At 61.9% G+C, this 17,341-nt stretch carries 13 protein-coding genes; 11 read left to right on the top strand and 2 right to left on the bottom strand.

Annotated elements, in window-relative coordinates; translation table 11 throughout:
* Window positions 1-10 precede the first annotated feature (10 nt).
* From NXC14_RS26345 to atzF, 3 genes are read left to right on the top strand one after another with little or no spacing between them, the layout of a single operon-like run.
* Window positions 11-661: an urea amidolyase associated protein UAAP2 gene (locus NXC14_RS26345; RefSeq protein WP_085780962.1), complete on the top strand. Its 651-nt coding sequence runs from the start codon at window positions 11-13 to the stop codon at window positions 659-661.
* A 2-nt stretch (window positions 662-663) separates the two neighbouring features.
* Window positions 664-4,203: an urea carboxylase gene (uca, locus tag NXC14_RS26340; RefSeq protein WP_085780961.1), complete on the top strand. Its 3,540-nt coding sequence runs from the start codon at window positions 664-666 to the stop codon at window positions 4,201-4,203.
* Window positions 4,204-4,206: 3 nt separating this feature from the next.
* Complete coding sequence (atzF, locus tag NXC14_RS26335; protein WP_085780960.1) at window positions 4,207-6,018, top strand: allophanate hydrolase; 1,812 nt, start codon at window positions 4,207-4,209, stop codon at window positions 6,016-6,018.
* Window positions 6,019-6,267: 249 nt separating this feature from the next.
* Here atzF and NXC14_RS26330 read toward each other — a convergent pair whose 3' ends face one another.
* Entirely contained in the window at window positions 6,268-6,960 is a 693-nt protein-coding gene (locus NXC14_RS26330) for a GntR family transcriptional regulator (protein WP_085780959.1), read from the bottom strand.
* Window positions 6,961-7,299: 339 nt separating this feature from the next.
* Here NXC14_RS26330 and NXC14_RS26325 point away from each other — a divergent pair, with 339 nt between their 5' ends.
* From NXC14_RS26325 to NXC14_RS26290, 8 genes are read left to right on the top strand one after another with little or no spacing between them, the layout of a single operon-like run.
* The gene (locus NXC14_RS26325; RefSeq protein WP_085780958.1) at window positions 7,300-8,427 is read left to right on the top strand and encodes a BMP family ABC transporter substrate-binding protein; all 1,128 of its coding nucleotides are present in this window, start codon (window positions 7,300-7,302) and stop codon (window positions 8,425-8,427) included.
* 21 nt (window positions 8,428-8,448) lie between these two features.
* Window positions 8,449-9,579 (top strand): ABC transporter permease, encoded by a 1,131-nt coding sequence (locus NXC14_RS26320; RefSeq protein WP_085780957.1) that lies wholly within the window; start codon window positions 8,449-8,451, stop codon window positions 9,577-9,579.
* A complete protein-coding gene (locus NXC14_RS26315) occupies window positions 9,579-10,505 on the top strand; it encodes an ABC transporter permease (protein ID WP_085780956.1) in 927 nt (308 codons plus the stop codon). The genes NXC14_RS26320 and NXC14_RS26315 overlap by 1 nt, the downstream gene beginning before the upstream one ends.
* Before the next feature lie 34 nt (window positions 10,506-10,539).
* Entirely contained in the window at window positions 10,540-11,556 is a 1,017-nt protein-coding gene (locus NXC14_RS26310) for a formamidase (protein WP_085780955.1), read from the top strand.
* A gap of 10 nt (window positions 11,557-11,566) precedes the next feature.
* A complete protein-coding gene (locus tag NXC14_RS26305; RefSeq protein ID WP_085780954.1) occupies window positions 11,567-12,268 on the top strand; it encodes an isochorismatase family cysteine hydrolase in 702 nt (233 codons plus the stop codon).
* Window positions 12,265-13,815 carry an ABC transporter ATP-binding protein gene (locus tag NXC14_RS26300; protein ID WP_085780953.1) on the top strand — a complete coding sequence of 517 codons (1,551 nt, stop codon included), beginning with the start codon at window positions 12,265-12,267 and terminating at the stop codon, window positions 13,813-13,815. Before NXC14_RS26305 ends, NXC14_RS26300 begins: the two co-directional genes overlap by 4 nt.
* Window positions 13,815-14,483: a cysteine hydrolase gene (locus tag NXC14_RS26295; protein ID WP_085780952.1), complete on the top strand. Its 669-nt coding sequence runs from the start codon at window positions 13,815-13,817 to the stop codon at window positions 14,481-14,483. The genes NXC14_RS26300 and NXC14_RS26295 overlap by 1 nt, the downstream gene beginning before the upstream one ends.
* The gene (locus NXC14_RS26290; protein WP_085780951.1) at window positions 14,476-14,829 is read left to right on the top strand and encodes a cupin domain-containing protein; all 354 of its coding nucleotides are present in this window, start codon (window positions 14,476-14,478) and stop codon (window positions 14,827-14,829) included. The genes NXC14_RS26295 and NXC14_RS26290 overlap by 8 nt, the downstream gene beginning before the upstream one ends.
* 185 nt (window positions 14,830-15,014) lie before the next feature.
* Here the strand turns inward: NXC14_RS26290 and NXC14_RS26285 are convergent, their stop codons facing one another.
* Window positions 15,015-17,132 carry a carboxy terminal-processing peptidase gene (locus NXC14_RS26285; protein ID WP_085780950.1) on the bottom strand — a complete coding sequence of 706 codons (2,118 nt, stop codon included), beginning with the start codon at window positions 17,130-17,132 and terminating at the stop codon, window positions 15,015-15,017.
* Window positions 17,133-17,341: the final 209 nt, after the last annotated feature.

The following is a 17,341-nucleotide window of genomic DNA, read 5'->3' as shown; positions in this document are numbered from 1 at the left end:
GGAGAAGACGATGTCCGATTTCATCCAGACCTCTCCTGCCCGTACTGTTCAGAATGCTGTGCAGGATCATTTCATTCCGGCCGAAGCCCCATGGTCCGGCGTGGTGCGCAAGGGCCAGACGATCCGCATCGAAGACAGTCTTGGCCAGCAGGCGATCGACACGCTCTTCTATCGTGCCGACGATTTCGCCGAGCGCTATTCCAATCAGGATACGATGCGCATGCAGGGCGCTGCCTATATCGGCATCGGCACGAAGATCATATCGAATGAAGGCAATGTGATGCTGACCATGACGGCTGACAGCTGCGGCCGCCATGACACGTCTGCCGGCGCCTGTTCCTGCGAGAGCAATACGGTGCGCTTCGGCCATGGCACGAAATACCTGCATGCCTGCCGCGACAACTTCGTCCTCGAGGTCAGCAAACACGGCATGGGCAAGCGCGACATCGTGCCCAACATCAATTTCTTCATGAACGTGCCGATCAAACCGAATGGCGAGATGACCATCGTCGATGGTATTTCGGCGCCTGGCGACTATGTCGAACTCGTCGCGGAAATGGACGTGCTCTGCGTCATCTCCAATTGCCCGCAGATCAACAACCCCTGTAACGGCTTCGATCCGACGCCGATCCGGGTGCTGATCTGGGACGGCGAGGACTGAGCATGTTCAAGAAAGTCCTGATCGCCAACCGGGGCGAAATCGCCGTGCGGGTTATCAAGACGCTGCGACGGATGGGCATTGCCTCCGTCGCGGTCTATTCCGATGCCGACCGCTTCGCCAAGCCCGCTATGATGGCGGATGAGGCGATCCGTCTCGGGCCGGCGCCGGCCAGCGAAAGCTATTTGAATGTCGACGCCGTCATTGCCGCCTGCAAGGCGACGGGGGCCGAGGCGGTGCATCCGGGCTACGGCTTCCTGTCGGAAAATATCGGCTTTGCCGAGCGCCTTGCCACCGAAGGCATCACCTTCATCGGCCCACGGCCCGAGCACCTCTCTGCCTTTGGGCTGAAGCATACGGCCCGCGAACTCGCCAAGGCGAGCGGCGTGCCGCTGTTGCCCGGCACGAGCCTGCTTTCGAGCGCCGATGAAGCGCTCGCTGCGGCCGAAGAAATCGGCTATCCCGTGATGCTGAAAAGCACGGCCGGCGGCGGCGGCATCGGCATGCAGCTCTGTGCCGATGCCGAAAGCCTGAAGGCGTCCTTCGAAAGCGTGCAGCGTACGGCGCGGGCAAGCTTCGGTGATGCACGCGTCTATATCGAGCGTTTCGTAGCCGCGGCCCGGCATGTCGAAGTGCAAATCTTCGGCAACGGCCAAGGCAAGGTCATCGCGCTCGGCGAGCGCGACTGCTCGCTGCAGCGGCGAAACCAGAAGGTGGTCGAGGAAACTCCCGCCCCCGGACTTTCGGCCGCGACCCGCGCCCGCCTGCATAAGTCGGCCGTCGATCTCGGTGCTGTGGTCTCCTACGAATCCGCCGGCACCGTGGAATTCATCTACGATCCCCTGCGCGAAGAATTCTACTTCCTCGAGGTCAACACCCGCCTGCAGGTCGAACACCCCGTCACCGAAGCTGTGTTCGGCATCGATCTTGTCGAATGGATGATCCGTCAGGCGGCCGGCGAGGACGTGCTCTCGGGCGCCGAGGCCCTGCAGCCGAAGGGAGCGGCGATCGAGGTGCGTGTCTATGCCGAGATGCCGCATGCCGATTTCCGCCCGAGCGCCGGCCTGCTGACGGAGGTGTCCTTCCCGCAAGATGGGCGCATCGACGGCTGGATCGAGACCGGCACGGAGGTCACGCCCTTCTACGATCCGATGCTCGCCAAGGTGATCGTGTCAGCCGAGGACCGAACGGCGGCGATCGAAAAGCTAAAGTCGGCACTTGGCGAAACATCGATATCGGGCATCGAAACCAACCTCGACTATCTCAGGGCCATCGCCAGCTCCGAGCTTCTGGCGAGCGGCAAGGTGGCGACGACGGCGCTACGTGATTTTTCCTTCGTGCCCGATGTCATCGAGGTGATCGCGCCGGGCGCGCAATCAAGCATCCAGGAACTGCCGGGCCGGCTTGGACTCTGGCATGTCGGCGTTCCGCCGAGCGGGCCGATGGATGAGCGCTCGTTCCGCCACGCCAATCGACTCGTCGGCAATGGCGATATGGTCGCAGCACTGGAGCTGACGGTTTCCGGCCCGATGCTGAAATTCCATACCGATACGACGGTTGCCCTTGCCGGCGCCAGGATGGCGATGAGCATCGACGGCGTGAATCTGCCGCATGGCAATGCGGTGAACGTCCGCGCCGGCCAGGTCCTCGCAATCGGCAGCATCGATGGACCGGGGCAGAGGGCCTACCTCGCCGTGGCGGGCGGTTTTGCCGCTCCCGTCGTGCTCGGCTCGCGCGCCGCCTTCGGTCTCGGCCAGTTCGGCGGCAACGCCACCGGCACGCTGAAGACCGGCCATGTGCTGCATCTTGCCCGTCAGGTGGCGGCCGAAGTGCCGAAGCCGGCGACGGAGCCGGCAGAGCTGACGCGCGAATGGCAGGTCGGCGTCGTCTACGGCCCGCATGGCGCGCCTGATTTCTTCCAGGACGGCGATATCGAGATGTTGTTTTCGACCAGCTACGAGGTGCATTTCAACAGTGCCCGCACCGGCGTGCGCCTGATCGGCCCCGCACCGAAATGGGCACGCAGCGATGGCGGCGAGGCTGGCCTCCATCCCTCAAACCTGCATGACAATGCCTATGCGATCGGGGCGATCGATTTTACCGGCGACATGCCGATCATTCTCGGTCCTGATGGTCCGAGCCTCGGCGGCTTCGTGTGCCCGGCGGTGATCGCACGCGACGAGCAATGGAAGATGGGGCAATTCAAGCCGGGTGATCGCATCCGCTTTCATCCCGTTGCTCGGTCCGAAGATCCGATTGCCGGTCCGGTCGTGCATCGGATGAAGGAAGAAACGGGCTCGCCTGTGATCGGCAAGCGCGACGACGGGCCGGTCTCGGTGCTCTACCGCCGCCAGGGTGATGACAATCTGCTGGTCGAATACGGGCCGATGACGCTTGATATCGCCCTGCGGCTGAGGGTGCATCTCTTGATGGAGGCCGTTTCGCAGGCCCGATTGCCCGGCATCATCGATCTCACCCCCGGCATCCGCTCGCTGCAGATCCATTATGACGGCTCGACGCTGACGCGCAAACGCCTGCTTGGCCTGCTGGCCGAAATCGAGACGAGTCTGCCCGCGGTCCAGGACGTCACCGTGCCGAGCCGCATCGTGCATCTGCCGCTTTCCTGGAACGATCCGGATGCGGAACTTGCGATGCGCAAATATCAGGAACTCGTGCGACCGAACGCGCCCTGGTGCCCCGACAACATCGAGTTCATCCGCCGCATCAATGGGCTGGCGGACGAACAGGCGGTGCGCAATATCGTCTTCGATGCGAGCTACCTCGTGCTCGGCCTCGGTGACGTCTATCTCGGTGCGCCGGTGGCGACCCCGGTCGACCCGCGCCATCGGCTGGTAACGACGAAGTACAATCCCGCCCGCACCTGGACGCCTGAAAATGCCGTCGGCATCGGCGGGGCCTATATGTGCATCTACGGCATGGAAGGACCCGGCGGCTATCAGCTTTTCGGGCGCACCATCCAAGTCTGGAATACCTGGCGCCAGACGCCGGTCTTTGCCAAGGGCAAGCCGTGGCTGCTCGACTTTTTCGATCAGATCCGCTTCTTCCCGGTCAGCCATCAAGAATTGGCGGAAGCCCGCAGCGCCTTTCCGCATGGCGGTTATCCCGTCAACATCGAGGAGACGGAATTTTCCTACGCCGCCTATGAGCAGGAATTGCAGGCGAATGCCGCCTCGATCGCGACCTTCAAGGCACGCCAGCAGGCCGCCTTCGACGCCGAACGCCAGCGCTGGAAGGAGGCGGGTCTCGACAGCTTCGTTACCGACGAAGGCACCGGCGGAAGCCCGGCAGGAGACATCCCTGAAGGCTGCTTCGGCGTTGCAAGCGCCGTACCCGGCAATATCTGGAAACTGCTGGTCGAGCCGGGCGCACCGGTCGCGGCCGGCGACACGCTTGCGATCATCGAATCCATGAAAATGGAAATCAACGTCACCGCACATGCGCCAGGCCGTGTCCGCGACCTGCGCGCCGGGCCCGGACGAAACGTCAAAGCGGGCGATATCATTGTTGTTCTGGAGGAGTGCTGACCCATGCTGCCGACCATTCTTGATCTGACCAGCCTTCGCGCAGCCTATGAGGCAGGCAAAAGCCCGCTCGATATTATTGAGATCGTCATTGCCCGTCGCAATGACGCAACGGATCCCGCTATCTTCATCACGCCGGCGCCTGATGAAGCCTTGCGGGCCGAGGCACGAGCTCTGATGGAACGGGCGCCTGATCCCAACAGCCTGCCGCTTTGGGGCATTCCCTTTGCGGTGAAAGACAATATCGACGTGGCGGGACTGCCGACGACAGCCGCCTGCCCTGCCTTTTCCTACCGGCCGGACAAGGACGCAACCGTCGTTGCGAGGCTGCGGGCTGCGGGCGCGATCGTAATCGGCAAGACCAATCTCGACCAGTTCGCCACCGGTCTTAACGGCACGCGCTCGCCCTACGGAGCCCCACGCTCGGTCTTCGACAAGAACTATGTGTCGGGCGGCTCGAGTTCCGGCTCGGCGGTTGCCGTCGCCTCTGGCCTGGCAAGCTTCGCGCTCGGCACTGACACGGCCGGCTCCGGTCGCGTGCCGGCGGCTTTCAACAATCTCGTCGGCATCAAACCGACTCCGGGGCTGGTGCCAAATGTCGGGGTCGTGCCGGCCTGCCGCAGCGTCGATGTCGTCACCATCTTTGCCCCGACGGTCGGCGACGGCGTCGCGATCCGCAAGGTGATGGAAGGTTACGATGCCGCCGATCCCTTCTCGCGCAAGGCCGTTCCAGCCAGCCTGCCAGCCTCCGGTCTGCGGATCGGTGTGCTCGACGGTGCCGAGCGGGAATTCTTCGGCAACAGGCAAGTCGAAGCTCTCTATGACGCCGCGATCGAAAGGGCGCGCGCGCTCGGCGCCACCATCGTTCCCTTCGACTATGCACCATTTCGGCAGGCAGCAGAGCTGCTCTACAACGGTCCCTGGGTCGCCGAGCGGCTGGCGGCGGTGAAGGATTTTCTGGCCACGAATGGCCCAGACTTCGATCCGACGGTTCGCACCATTATCGAGGGCGCGAAAGCCTATGACGCCGTCGCCGCTTTCGAAGGCAGATACAAGCTCGAGGCGCTGCGTCAGAAGACCCTGAAGGAATGGGAAAAGGCTGATATCCTGATGCTGCCGACCTCGCCGACCACCTACACGGTCGACGAGATGATGGCGGATCCGATTGTGAAAAACGGCCATTTCGGCCGGTACACCAACTTCGCCAATCTTCTCGGCTGCGCCGCGATCGCCGTTCCAGTCGGCTTCGACGCCGACGGTCATCTCCCGGCCGGCGTGACTCTGATTGGTCCGGCCTTTACCGATGACGCTCTCGGCCCCTTCGCCGATGCCATGCACCGTGCGGCGAACGCCGGCATGGGCAAGGACCGCCTCTCGGCAATCCCCGAGGCGATCCGCGTGCCGCCAGAAGATGATGGCTTGGTGCCGATCGTCGTCGTCGGGGCGCATCTGAGCGGCATGCCTCTCAACCACGAACTGACGCGGCCGGGCGGCAGGCGCATCAAATCCTGCCGTACTGCACCGGATTACCGCCTCTTCGTTCTGCCGGGCACCGTCCCGCCGAAGCCAGGCCTGATCCGTGAACCCGGTTTTGACGGCAAGGGTCTCGAAGTCGAGGTGTGGAAAGTCACTCCGGAGGCTTTCGGGCGCTTTGTCCAGAACATCCCGGCCCCGCTCGGCATCGGCAAGGTAACGCTCGATGACGGTTCCCAGATTCCCGGTTTTCTCTGCGAGGCTCATGCCATCGAAGGCGCGCGCGAAATCACGGAATTGGGGGGCTGGCGCGCCTACATCTCAGATCAAATGAAAAAAGCATGAAGCATCGTCTCAAAAAAATCCTGCTGGCGATACTTGCGGGCCTTGAGGCACGAAGTGCTTCAAGGCGGTTCGGCCACCGCAGGATTTCATGACAAGGCGGGGCCGAGACGATATCGCATTTGCTATAATTTTTGCTTCGACGCCTGAGGACGATCGCGAACAAGAAGTTCGCTGCGTTATAGACAAAGGCCAGCCGCTGCAGTCGCGGCGGCCATCGCTGTCCGCTTGTCGCAGACGACCTGCAAGATTTCAGGTGCCTCGCGCGCTCGGCTCTCCGGTTGTTGCAAACACCGCGCTCGCATCGCTGACCATCACAACGTGGGAATAAGCTGCCTGTGCGGCAGCGATGCCATCCGCTCGCATGACGGCCATCACGATCCGACCGTGTTCCTCGTAGGACCTTGCCAACCGACCGGGCAGCCGAAACTGCGCCCGCCGAAATGGGGCGAGCCGTGCCCGTGTCTGCGTCACCATCTCCAAGATGTGATCATTATGCGCCCCGCGATAAAGGCGGGTGTGGAATTCCGTGTTATGCACCGAATACTCCTCTTCCGCGCCGGCATGCACGAGCCTCATTGATGCCTTATGCTCCAGCTCCAGCGTGCGCCGCTCATCGACGGTCATACGCTCGGCCGAGAGCCTGGCGCAGATCGCTTCGAGTTCAGCCATCGCCTCGAACATCGAATGCAGATAAGTTTCGGTGACGGTGGTGACGACGGCGCTGCGGTTCGGCTCCCGGTCGACAAGCCCCATCGCCCCGAGTTCACGGAGCGCCTCGCGCACCGGTGTGCGCGACACTTCGAAACGAGCAGCCAGCGAGACCTCATCAAGCTTCTCGCCCGGCAGCATCTGTCCGGTTACGATCATGTCCGCGATCGCACGTACCATCTGCTCGACGGTCGTCCCTGCTCTGATGATTTCTCTGCGCCTGGCTTGCTTCAAGGAATGATTCTACACCGTTCTGATTGCATACACATGCCCGCTCAAGCTGGCAAAGTCAAACATCAGTATATATGATTGATGTATCTATCAAAAATGTATTCTTGGCCATCGGATTCCCAGCACCTTTCAGTCAAACGAGGCAGATGTCGGGCGATTTTATAGGCTGTGCATATTTTTTCATCTAATTTTAAGATGAAATTGCATGCACTTCTCGGGCACCGGCCGGAACCATCACAATTTCACACATAGAATCAATACACTAAAATCTGGCATGACCATTGCATACACTTTTCTGTAACCAATCGAAAACGGCAAAACCGCCGTCAGGGGAGCATTCCGATGACCAGACTCCTTTCCATGAAACGACGTCATTTTCTTCAGGCTTCCGCCGCCGCCACTCTCGTCGGCGCGGCGCCCGGTCTCCTCTCCTCCCGCGCGCTCGCGCAGGCGGCCCTGACCGTCGGCTTCGTCTATGTCGGTCCCAAGGATGACTATGGCTACAACCAGGCGCATGCAGAGGGTGCTGCCGCCGTCAAGGCGGTGCCCGGCGTCACCGTCGTCGAGGAAGAGAACGTGCCCGAGACGGTGGACGTTCAGAAGACGATGGAATCGATGATCAATCTCGATGGCGCCACCCTGCTCTTCCCGACCTCCTTCGGCTATTTCGATCCGCATATGCTGGCCATGGCCGCCAAATATCCCGATATCCAGTTCCGCCATTGCGGCGGGCTCTGGCAGGAGGGCAAGCATCCGGCCAATACCGGCTCCTATTTCGGTTATATTTTCCAGGGGCAGTATCTGAACGGCATCGCGGCCGGCCATGCAACGAAGAGCAAGAAGATCGGTTTTGTCGCCGCCAAGCCGATCCCGCAGGTGCTGCAGAACATCAATGCCTTCCTGCTCGGCGCACGCGCAGTCGATCCGACCATTACCTGCCAGGTGATTTTCACCGGCGAATGGTCGCTTGCGGTCAAGGAGGCGGAAGCCACCAACGCGCTGGTCGATCAGGGCGCGGACGTCATCACCTGCCATGTCGATAGTCCAAAGGTGGTCGTCGAAACCGCCGCCGGCCGCAGCGCCTTCGTCTGCGGCTACCACGCCAATCAGGGCCCGCTTGCGCCGGAGAAATACCTCACGGGCGCCGAATGGGCCTGGGGGAATGTCTATAGCGACTTCGTCAAGAAGGCCCAGGCCGGCGAAAAGCTCGGCAATTTCGTGCGCGGCGGCCTGAAGGACGGTTTCGTTAAGATGAGCGCGCTCGGCCCCAGTGTTCCCGAGGCAGGCCGCAAGGCATTCGAGGCGACGCATGCCGAAATGATGAAGGGCGGCTTCTCGGTCTTCAAGGGGCCGCTGAAGGATAACAAGGGCAACACCGTCGTCACGGCCGACAAGAGCTACGCGGAAGACGCAATCGAGCTCGAAAGCATGAACTATCTGGTCGAGGGTGTCGTCGGGTCGACCGCGTAAACCGCGTGAGGGAGAAGCGCCATGACCATTCAGGCCAATGATCCCGCAATGCCAGTAGCTTCCGACAACCCAGCCGCGCTGCGTCCCCTGCTCGAATGGATCGCACGCAGGGCGGAACCTGTGGTCATCGGCCTTGCGGCCATCCTGATCGGGCTCGGGCTCTTCTCCCTCTTCATCCTGGCGGTCGGCAAATCGCCGACCATGCTCTTCCAGCTCATGTATACCGGCGGCTTCGGCAGCTGGTTTTCGGTGCAGAACAGCTTAAGCCGTGCCGCACCCCTTCTCCTGACGGCACTCTGCGTCGCCCTGCCCGCCCGCCTCGGCCTCGTCATCATCGGCGGGGAAGGAGCGGTCGTGCTGGGCGGCGTTGCCGCCGCAGCCATGGCCATGCCGCTTGTCGGCGCGGCCCCCGTGTTTCCCGCTCTTGTTCTGATGGCGATTGCCGCCATGGTCGTCGGCGGCATCTGGATCGGCTTTGCCGGCTTCCTGCGCCATTACCGCGGCGTCAACGAAACCATTTCTTCGCTGCTGCTCTCCTATATCGCAATCGCTCTGATGAATCAGTTCGTCGAGGGGCCGCTACGCGATCCGGCCAGTCTCAACAAGCCCTCGACCAAGCCGCTGCCGCCCGAATACATGCTCGGCAACATTCCCGGCATGGATGTGCATTGGGGCCTCGTGATCGGCATCCTCGCCTGCATCCTCTTCTGGATATTGATCGAGGTGACGAGCTTCGGTTTTGCGGCACGCATCGCCGGCGGCAATGTGCGCGCCGCCCAGATCCAAGGTCTGCCGGTCGGCAGGCTGATCGCAAGCTTTTCCGCGATCGCCGGCAGCTTCGCAGGTCTTGCCGGCATGATCGAGGTCGTGGCCGTCCAGGGGAGCGCCAATGCCTCGCTCGCCGCGGGTTATGGCTATACGGGCATCCTCGTCGCCTTCCTCGCCCGCCACAATCCGCTGGCGATCATCCCGGTCGCGATCCTGCTCGGGGGCATCGATGCTTCCGGCGGCCTCATCCAGCGCCGCATGGGCCTGCCCGATGCCACCGTGCTGGTGCTGCAGGGTACGCTCTTCATCATCATCCTCTTCTGCGAGACCTTCTACGGGCGCTTCAAGATCTTCAATCCCGACCTCTGGAAAAGGAGCCTCTGATGGAAGAGACGGGCATCGGCATCTGGGGCGTGCCGCTCGCGATCCTGGCGGGCGCCATCCGCGTATCCACCCCCTTCATCTTCGTCAGCCTCGGCGAGACGATCACCGAGCGCTCCGGCCGCATCAATCTCGGCCTGGAAGGGACGCTCGTCTTCGGTGCGATGACGGCCTACGCCGTAGCCGTCATGACCAACTCGCCCTGGCTCGGCGTGCTCGCTGCCATGGCGACCGGCGCCATCTTCGGTCTCGTTCACGGCTGGATCTGCAAATGGCCGAAGGTGAACGACATCGCGATCGGCATCGCCATGATGCAGTTCGGCCTGGGCCTCGCCTTCTTCCTCGGCAAGTCCTTCATTCAGCCTGCAGCGCCGCATCTGCCGTCGATTCCCTTCGGTTTCTGGTCGAGCCTGCCGCAGATCCAGGCAGCGCTGAACATCAATGTTCTCTTCATCCTGGGGGCCTTGCTGGCCTTCACCCTCTGGTGGGCCTTCCGGAATACCCGGCTGGGCCTCATCCTGCGCGTCGTCGGTGACAGCACGGATGCGGCGCGCGCCATGGGCATCAATCCGGATCAGGTGCGCCTGCTGGCCACTGCCGTCGGCGGGTCGCTGGCGGCGATCGGCGGCGCCTACCTATCGCTCTATTATCCCGGATCGTGGAACGAGGGCATTTCTTCAGGCCAAGGCTTGATGGCCGTCGCACTCGTCATCTTCGCCCGCTGGAACCCGATCGGCTGCTTCCTCGCCGCGCTGCTATTCGGCGGCGCCGGTGCGCTCGGGCCGGCGTTGCAATCGATCGGCGTGACCCAGGGCTATTACCTCTTCTATGCTGCCCCCTACGTGCTCACCCTCGTCATCATGATCGCGACCTCATCACCCACCCGTTCGCTTGCCGGCGCGCCTGGCGCGCTTTCCCTCACGAAATGAGCCCGAACGACATGGGCCTGAAAGGAGCCAAACCATGAACGGCCTCGGCGGTTTGAACAAATCGGAACACGGCGTCGGAATTGGCCTCGTCCAACTGCAGCTTCCCGTCACGGCCACGAGGCAAGACCTTGCCCGCCAGACACAGGCGATCGTCGATCTCGTCGGCAAGGCGCGGCGCAACCAGCCCGGCATGGATCTGGTCGTCTTTCCGGAATATGCGCTGCACGGCCTGTCGATGGATATCAATCCGGAGATCATGTGCACGCTCGATGGGCCGGAGGTCTCTGCCTTCAAGAAAGCCTGCAGGGACAACACCATCTGGGGCTGCTTCTCGATCATGGAGTTGAACCCGGAGGGCGCGCCCTATAATTCCGGTTTAATCATCGACGATAAGGGCGACCTCAAGCTCTATTACCGCAAGATGCATCCCTGGGTGCCGGTCGAACCATGGGAGCCAGGCAATGTCGGTATTCCCGTCATCGACGGCCCGAAGGGAGCCAAGCTCGCGCTCATTATCTGCCATGACGGCATGTTCCCGGAGATGGCGCGGGAATGCGCCTATAAGGGTGCGGAAATCATGATCCGCACGGCCGGCTATACAGCGCCGATCCGCGAAGCGTGGCGCTTCACCAACCAGTCGAACGCCTTCTGCAATCTCATGGTTACAGCGAGCGTCTGCATGTGCGGCTCCGACGGCACGTTCGACTCGATGGGCGAAGGCATGATCTGCAATTTCGACGGCTCGATCATCGCTCACGGCACGTCCGGCCGCGTCAATGAGATCATCACGGCCGAAGTGCGACCGGATCTTGTGCGCGAGGCGCGGCTCGGCTGGAGTGTGGAAAACAACATCTACCAATTCGGTCATCGCGGCTATGTCGCCGTCGCCGGCGGGGCTGATGATGCACCCTATACCTACATGCACGATCTCATCGTCGGCAAATACCACCTCCCCTGGGAGGATCAGGTGAAGGTCACGGACGGTACTTCCTGCGGCTTCGACAAGCCGACGCGCCGCTATGGCGAAACGTTCAAACTCGCGGGTGAATAGGAGAAAAGCGATGGACGCCATGGTCGAAACCAAAGGACATTATATCGACGCCGATCCCTATGCCTGGCCTTATAACGGCGCCCTGCGTGCGGACAATACCGCTCTCATCATCATCGACATGCAGACGGATTTCTGCGGCAAGGGCGGCTATGTCGACCACATGGGATACGACCTGTCCCTGGTCCAGGCGCCTATCGAGCCCATCAAGAAGGTGTTGGCCGCCATGCGCGCGAAGGGCTATCACATCATCCACACCCGCGAGGGTCATCGGCCTGATCTCGCCGACCTGCCGGCCAACAAGCGCTGGCGTTCACAGCGGATCGGCGCAGGCATAGGCGATCCAGGCCCGTGCGGGCGCATCCTCACACGCGGCGAGCCGGGCTGGGACATCATCCCGGAACTCTATCCGATCGAAGGCGAGGCGATCATCGACAAGCCCGGCAAGGGCTCCTTCTGCGCCACCGATCTGGAACTGATCCTCAACCGGAAGCGTATTGAAAACATCATCCTCACAGGCATCACGACGGATGTCTGCGTGTCCACCACCATGCGCGAGGCCAATGATCGCGGCTTCGAATGCCTGCTGCTGGAAGACTGCTGCGGCGCGACCGACTACGGCAACCATCTCGCCGCGATCAAGATGGTGAAAATGCAGGGCGGCGTCTTCGGCTCGGTTTCCAATTCCGCAACGCTCGTGAGCCAGCTGCCATGAGCACGATCCGCGACACCCCGCTCCCGCAACCCGGCAAGGCCGTCGGCATCGACACGATCGACATGACGATGCGCTTCGGCAGCTTCACCGCGCTTGACCATGTCTCGATCAAGGTGCCGTCCGGCAGTTTCCACGCCCTGCTCGGCGAGAACGGCGCCGGCAAGTCGACGCTCGTCAAATGCATCATGGGCTTTTATCACGCCACGGCAGGTTCTCTCTCCATCGATGGTCGCGAAGTGGCGATCTCCTCTCCCAAGGACGCGGCGACCTATGGCCTCGGCATGGTCTATCAACACTTCACGCTGGTCCCGTCGCTGACGGGTGCCGAAAACCTCGTCATCAGCCGCGCTGAAGTCCCTGCCATCATCAACTGGGCGAAGGAGCGGAAGGATCTCGCCGCCTTCATGGAGCGCATGCCCTTCCAGATTTCGCTGGACCGCCCGGTGAGCGAACTGGCCGCCGGCGAGAAACAGAAGCTCGAGATCGTCAAGCAGCTCTATCTCGGCCGCTCCTTTCTGGTCCTCGACGAGCCGACCTCGGTGCTGACGCCCGCAGAAGCCGACGAGATGCTCGGCCTCGTGCGCGGGATGACGGAGCGCGGCGAACTGACCGTGCTGATGATCTCCCACAAGTTCCATGAGGTGACGAAGTTTGCCAATGCCGTATCGATTCTGCGACGCGGCAAGCTTGTCGGCTCTGGAAAAGTTGGGGAAGTCTCCACGGCCGAGATGGCGACGATGATGATCGGCGACGTCAAGCTCGCCGAGCTCGACAGCCGCGTTCCCACCCCGCAGAGCGTCAAGCCGGTCCTCAAGGTCGAGCAGGTCAAGGCGCCTGACCGCTCGGGTCTCAAGACCATCCAAATCGACGAGCTCATGGTTCACGCCGGCGAGATCGTCGGCATCGCCGGGATATCAGGAAATGGCCAGAAGGAATTGACCGAAATCCTCGCCGGCCAGCGCCCGACGGAGACCGGCCGCGTTATCGTCAACGGCGACGCCTACCGCGCGACACGGCCCGAGACGCGCAAGAACAATGTCCGTTTTATTCCCGAGGAGCCGCTGCAGAATGCCTGTGCGCCGCGCATGACGGTCAGCGAAAATCTCGCCTTTCGAACGTTTGACCTCAAAGCAGACGGCAAGGACGCGATCTGGCTGAACAAGGGCAAGATGAGGAAGCGCGCCGCGGCGCTGATTTCCGATTTCAAGGTGAAGACGGCTTCCTCCTCATCACCGATCGCTGCACTTTCCGGCGGCAATGTGCAGCGCGCCGTGCTTGCCCGCGAACTCACCGGCAAGGTGGATCTGCTCATCGTCTCGAACCCGAGCTTCGGCCTAGATTTCTCGGCCGTCGCCGAAATCCGCGCCCGCATCATGAAAGCGCGCAATGCTGGCGCTGCCGTTTTGCTGCTCTCCGAGGACCTCGACGAGCTGCTGGAGATGTCCGATCGCATCATGGTGATTTCCGAAGGTAGGCTGGTCTACGAAACGCCGGCCCGCTCAGCCGACATCGGCGTGATCGGCGCCCATATGGCGGGGCATCACTGATGGCGGAGATCAAGGCAGAACCCTTCGCCTTTCCGGTGAAGCACGACCAGCTCGCCCTGATCGTCATCGACATGCAGCGTGATTTCGCCGAGCCCGGCGGCTTCGGCGCCAGCCTCGGCAATGATGTCAGCCGCATCACCAGGATCGTGCCCGATGTCAAACGACTCGTTCAGGGCTTTCGTTATGCGGGGCTGCCGGTCATTCACACGATGGAATGCCATCGGCCCGATCTTTCGGATCTGCCGCCGGCGAAACGCGACCGCGGCAATCCGACACTCAGGATCGGCGACGAAGGCCCCATGGGCCGCATCCTCATCTCCGGCGAGCCCGGCACAGCAATTCTGCCGGAGCTTGCTCCGGTCAAAGGCGAGGTCGTCATCGAAAAACCGGGCAAGGGCGCCTTCTATGCGACCGAGCTCGGCGAAGTGCTGCAGCAGAAAGGTATCAAACAGCTGGTTTTCGCAGGCGTGACTACCGAAGTCTGCGTGCAGACCACCATGCGTGAGGCCAACGACCGCGGCTATGAATGCCTGCTCGCCGAGGAGGCCACGGAAAGCTATTTTCCGGAGTTCAAGGCCGCAGCCATCGCCATGATCCGCGCCCAGGGTGCAATCGTCGGCTGGACGGCTCATGTCGACGCCATATTGGAAAGCATCGCCCATGCCTGAAACAACCCGCGAATTGCTGACCTCAGGTGGCTGGAAGGATCTCGAGTTCGGCCCCTTCCGCGATCAGGTGACGATCCACTGGATCCGACCCTTTGAGGGTGATCAGCCAGGAGTAGCGCTGCTGAAATATGAAGCCGGCGCCGGCGTTCCCCGCCACCGGCATGAGGGGCTCGAAACAATTCTCGTGCTCGACGGCGTGCAATCGGATGAAGCGGGCGATTACGGCCGCGGCAGCTACATTGTCAACGGGCCCGGCACCGAGCACTCGGTCTGGAGCGAAACCGGCTGCGTCGTCCTCATCCAGTGGGACCGGCCCGTCAGAATACTGGAAGAGAAAACAGTATGAAGCAAACGATACCACCGCGCGGCCGGGATTGGCAGATCGATGGAGTTGATAAAACTTCCGCTTCCAGTTCCAGCCCCCTTAGAATGACTTGCAGTCGAGCAGATTCGAACTGTCGTTAAACGGACATCTCGCATCATCACCGGTTAGCGCATTCCAAACGACATAGTGCAGTTTATCGGCGCCGCCTATTTCTGCTCCGCCTTTCCCGACGGCTTAGTGGCTGCCTCTACAGCGCCGCCCTGCAAATCCGCCTCGTCCCCGACAATGGCGGCGGCCTCGTCGAGCAGGACGTCCTTCGCCTTCTTGCGGGCATTTTCCATGGCGATATCGGCGCTCAGGCTGCGCTCATCCGCCTGCAGGCCGTCGTCGCCGGCAAGATCGTCGCCATCGCCGGCTTCGGCGCGCGCCTTGAACCGTGCTTCCCGGGCGGCCGCTTCCTTGCGGCGTTCGGCTTCGTTCAGGGAAACGACGCCCTTGTCGCGCTGCGCCTTCAGATCGGCGATGTCCTGCAGCAGACGCTGGAAATCCTGATCGCCCTTGACCCGCGCATCATGGCGGCTCTGCAAAGCCGGCAGCAATGCCGTAACATCACCTTCCGGCGCATATTTCGCCGGCTTGATCTCCGCCCATGGCAGGGCATTGTCATAACTGGTCTCGCCGAAGTTCGCCAGATCCGACAGTCCCGGCAGGCTGATATCGGGGGTAACGCCGCGCAGCTGCGTCGTGCCGCCGTTGATCCGGAAAAACTGGGCGATCGTCACCTTCAGCTCGCCGAATTCGGGTTTGCTGTTGTGGACCACCTGGTCGAGATCGACGACCGTCTGAACCGTGCCCTTGCCGAAACTGGGCTCGCCGATGATCACGCCGCGGCCGTAATCCTGGATTGCCGCGGCAAAAATCTCCGAAGCCGAAGCCGAGCCGCGGTTGATCAGAACGCCCAATGGGCCCGTCCAGGCAGGCGTTTTTAGGTCGGCGCTCTTGACCTCGATCTTGCCGTTGCCGGCGCGCTGCTGAACGACCGGGCCCTTGCCGATGAAGAGGCCGGTGAGATCGATCGCCTCATCAAGCGAACCGCCGCCATTGTTGCGAAGATCGATGAGAACGCCGTCGACCTTTTCCTCGCTCAGTTCGCCGAGAAGCTTGGCGACATCGCGGCTGGCGCTCTTGTAATCGTTGTCGCCCTTGTTCTTGGCTTCAAAATCCTCATAAAAGACCGGCAGGGTGATGATGCCGATCTTGCGGGTGGTCTCGCCCGCCTTCACCGACAGCACGGTCTTCCTGGCGGCCTGCTTGTCGAGGCTGATCTTGTCGCGCACCAGGCTGACGACGCGATGCACGCCGTCGGCGCCGGCATCGGCCGGCAGGATGTCGAGCCGCACCACCGAGCCTTTCTTGCCGCGGATCATCTGCACGACCTCATCGAGACGAGTGCCCACCACTTCCTTGATCGGCCCGTCCTTGCCCTGGCCGACGCCAGTGATGCGGTCGCCGACGGCGAGCTTGCCGGAGAGCTGCGCCGGCCCGCCAGGCACGAGTTCGCGGATCGTCGTATAATCGTCCCGCTCCTGCAGAACCGCGCCGATGCCGAACAGCGACAGCTTCATCGAGACGTTGAAATCGGCCGAAGCAGTCGCACCGAAATAATCCGTGTGCGGGTCGATCGAATTCGAATAGGCGTCCATGAAGGACTGGAAGACGTCGTCGCTCTTGAACTTGTAAGCGCGCTCGAGCGTGTTCTCATAGCGTTTGTCGAGCGTCTCGCGAATGGCCGCATCGTCCTTGCCGCCGAGCTTCAGCCGCAGCCAGTCGTTCTTGACGCGCTTGCGCCAGAGGTCATTGCTTTCGGCTTCCGACTGCGGCCAGGGCGCCTTGTCGCGCAGCACCGCATAATCTTCCTTGCCGCTGAAGTCGAAGCCCTGCTTGAGCAGGCTACGCGCATAGGTCATGCGGTCGACGACGCGCCGTTCATAGGCGTTGAAGATGGCAAAGGGGATCTTCAGGTCCTGCCGCTCGATGGCGTCGTCTATCTCGTTGCGGTCAGCCATGAACTTGTCGATGTCGGCCTGCAGGAAGAGCATGCGGTCGGGATCAAGCGACTTGATGAACTGATCCATCACCCTCGCCGAGAGAGCATCGTCGAGCGGAACCGGCTTGTAGCTGTATCGCGACAGAAATTGCGCGCTCAATTCAGCCGCCTGGGCCTGCCGCGTCAGCGGCTTCAAGACGGGTGGCGCTGCGACCTCGGCATAGGCGGACGGGGCGAGTGCAAGAAATGCACCGAGAAAAACATAGGCTATGCGCATTCAGTCTTGATCCAATTCTTAAGGCCGAGGGTGGATGTATGAACTAAGTGAGGCAATTGTGGTTTTTTGGCAAGCAGGTGAGAATTGTTGGCCGGCGAAGCCAGAAAAAACGATCCGGCAATGAATATTGCGACGGCGGGCAAGCCCGCACCCCCCTGCGCTCGCAAAGTTTGGGTTGACCGCTTTCGGCGGCGAGGCGACAGTTGAGC

This window comes from Rhizobium sp. NXC14 (assembly GCF_002117485.1).
Classification (GTDB): domain Bacteria; phylum Pseudomonadota; class Alphaproteobacteria; order Rhizobiales; family Rhizobiaceae; genus Rhizobium.
The sequence above is the reverse complement of the archived record's forward strand: the minus strand, read 5'-3'. Positions and strand labels throughout refer to the sequence as shown.

Bases quoted from the DNA above. Each gene is read 5' to 3' on its own strand.
- NXC14_RS26290 (WP_085780951.1), top strand. From the start codon at position 14,476: ATGCCTGAAACAACCCGCGAATTGCTGACCTCAGGTGGCTGGAAGGAT.
- NXC14_RS26285 (WP_085780950.1), bottom strand. From the start codon at position 17,132: ATGCGCATAGCCTATGTTTTTCTCGGTGCATTTCTTGCACTCGCCCCG.
- NXC14_RS26320 (WP_085780957.1), top strand. From the start codon at position 8,449: ATGACCATTCAGGCCAATGATCCCGCAATGCCAGTAGCTTCCGACAAC.
- atzF (WP_085780960.1), top strand. From the start codon at position 4,207: ATGCTGCCGACCATTCTTGATCTGACCAGCCTTCGCGCAGCCTATGAG.
- uca (WP_085780961.1), top strand. From the start codon at position 664: ATGTTCAAGAAAGTCCTGATCGCCAACCGGGGCGAAATCGCCGTGCGG.
- NXC14_RS26295 (WP_085780952.1), top strand. From the start codon at position 13,815: ATGGCGGAGATCAAGGCAGAACCCTTCGCCTTTCCGGTGAAGCACGAC.
- NXC14_RS26345 (WP_085780962.1), top strand. From the start codon at position 11: ATGTCCGATTTCATCCAGACCTCTCCTGCCCGTACTGTTCAGAATGCT.
- NXC14_RS26305 (WP_085780954.1), top strand. From the start codon at position 11,567: ATGGACGCCATGGTCGAAACCAAAGGACATTATATCGACGCCGATCCC.
- NXC14_RS26300 (WP_085780953.1), top strand. From the start codon at position 12,265: ATGAGCACGATCCGCGACACCCCGCTCCCGCAACCCGGCAAGGCCGTC.
- NXC14_RS26310 (WP_085780955.1), top strand. From the start codon at position 10,540: ATGAACGGCCTCGGCGGTTTGAACAAATCGGAACACGGCGTCGGAATT.
- NXC14_RS26325 (WP_085780958.1), top strand. From the start codon at position 7,300: ATGACCAGACTCCTTTCCATGAAACGACGTCATTTTCTTCAGGCTTCC.
- NXC14_RS26315 (WP_085780956.1), top strand. From the start codon at position 9,579: ATGGAAGAGACGGGCATCGGCATCTGGGGCGTGCCGCTCGCGATCCTG.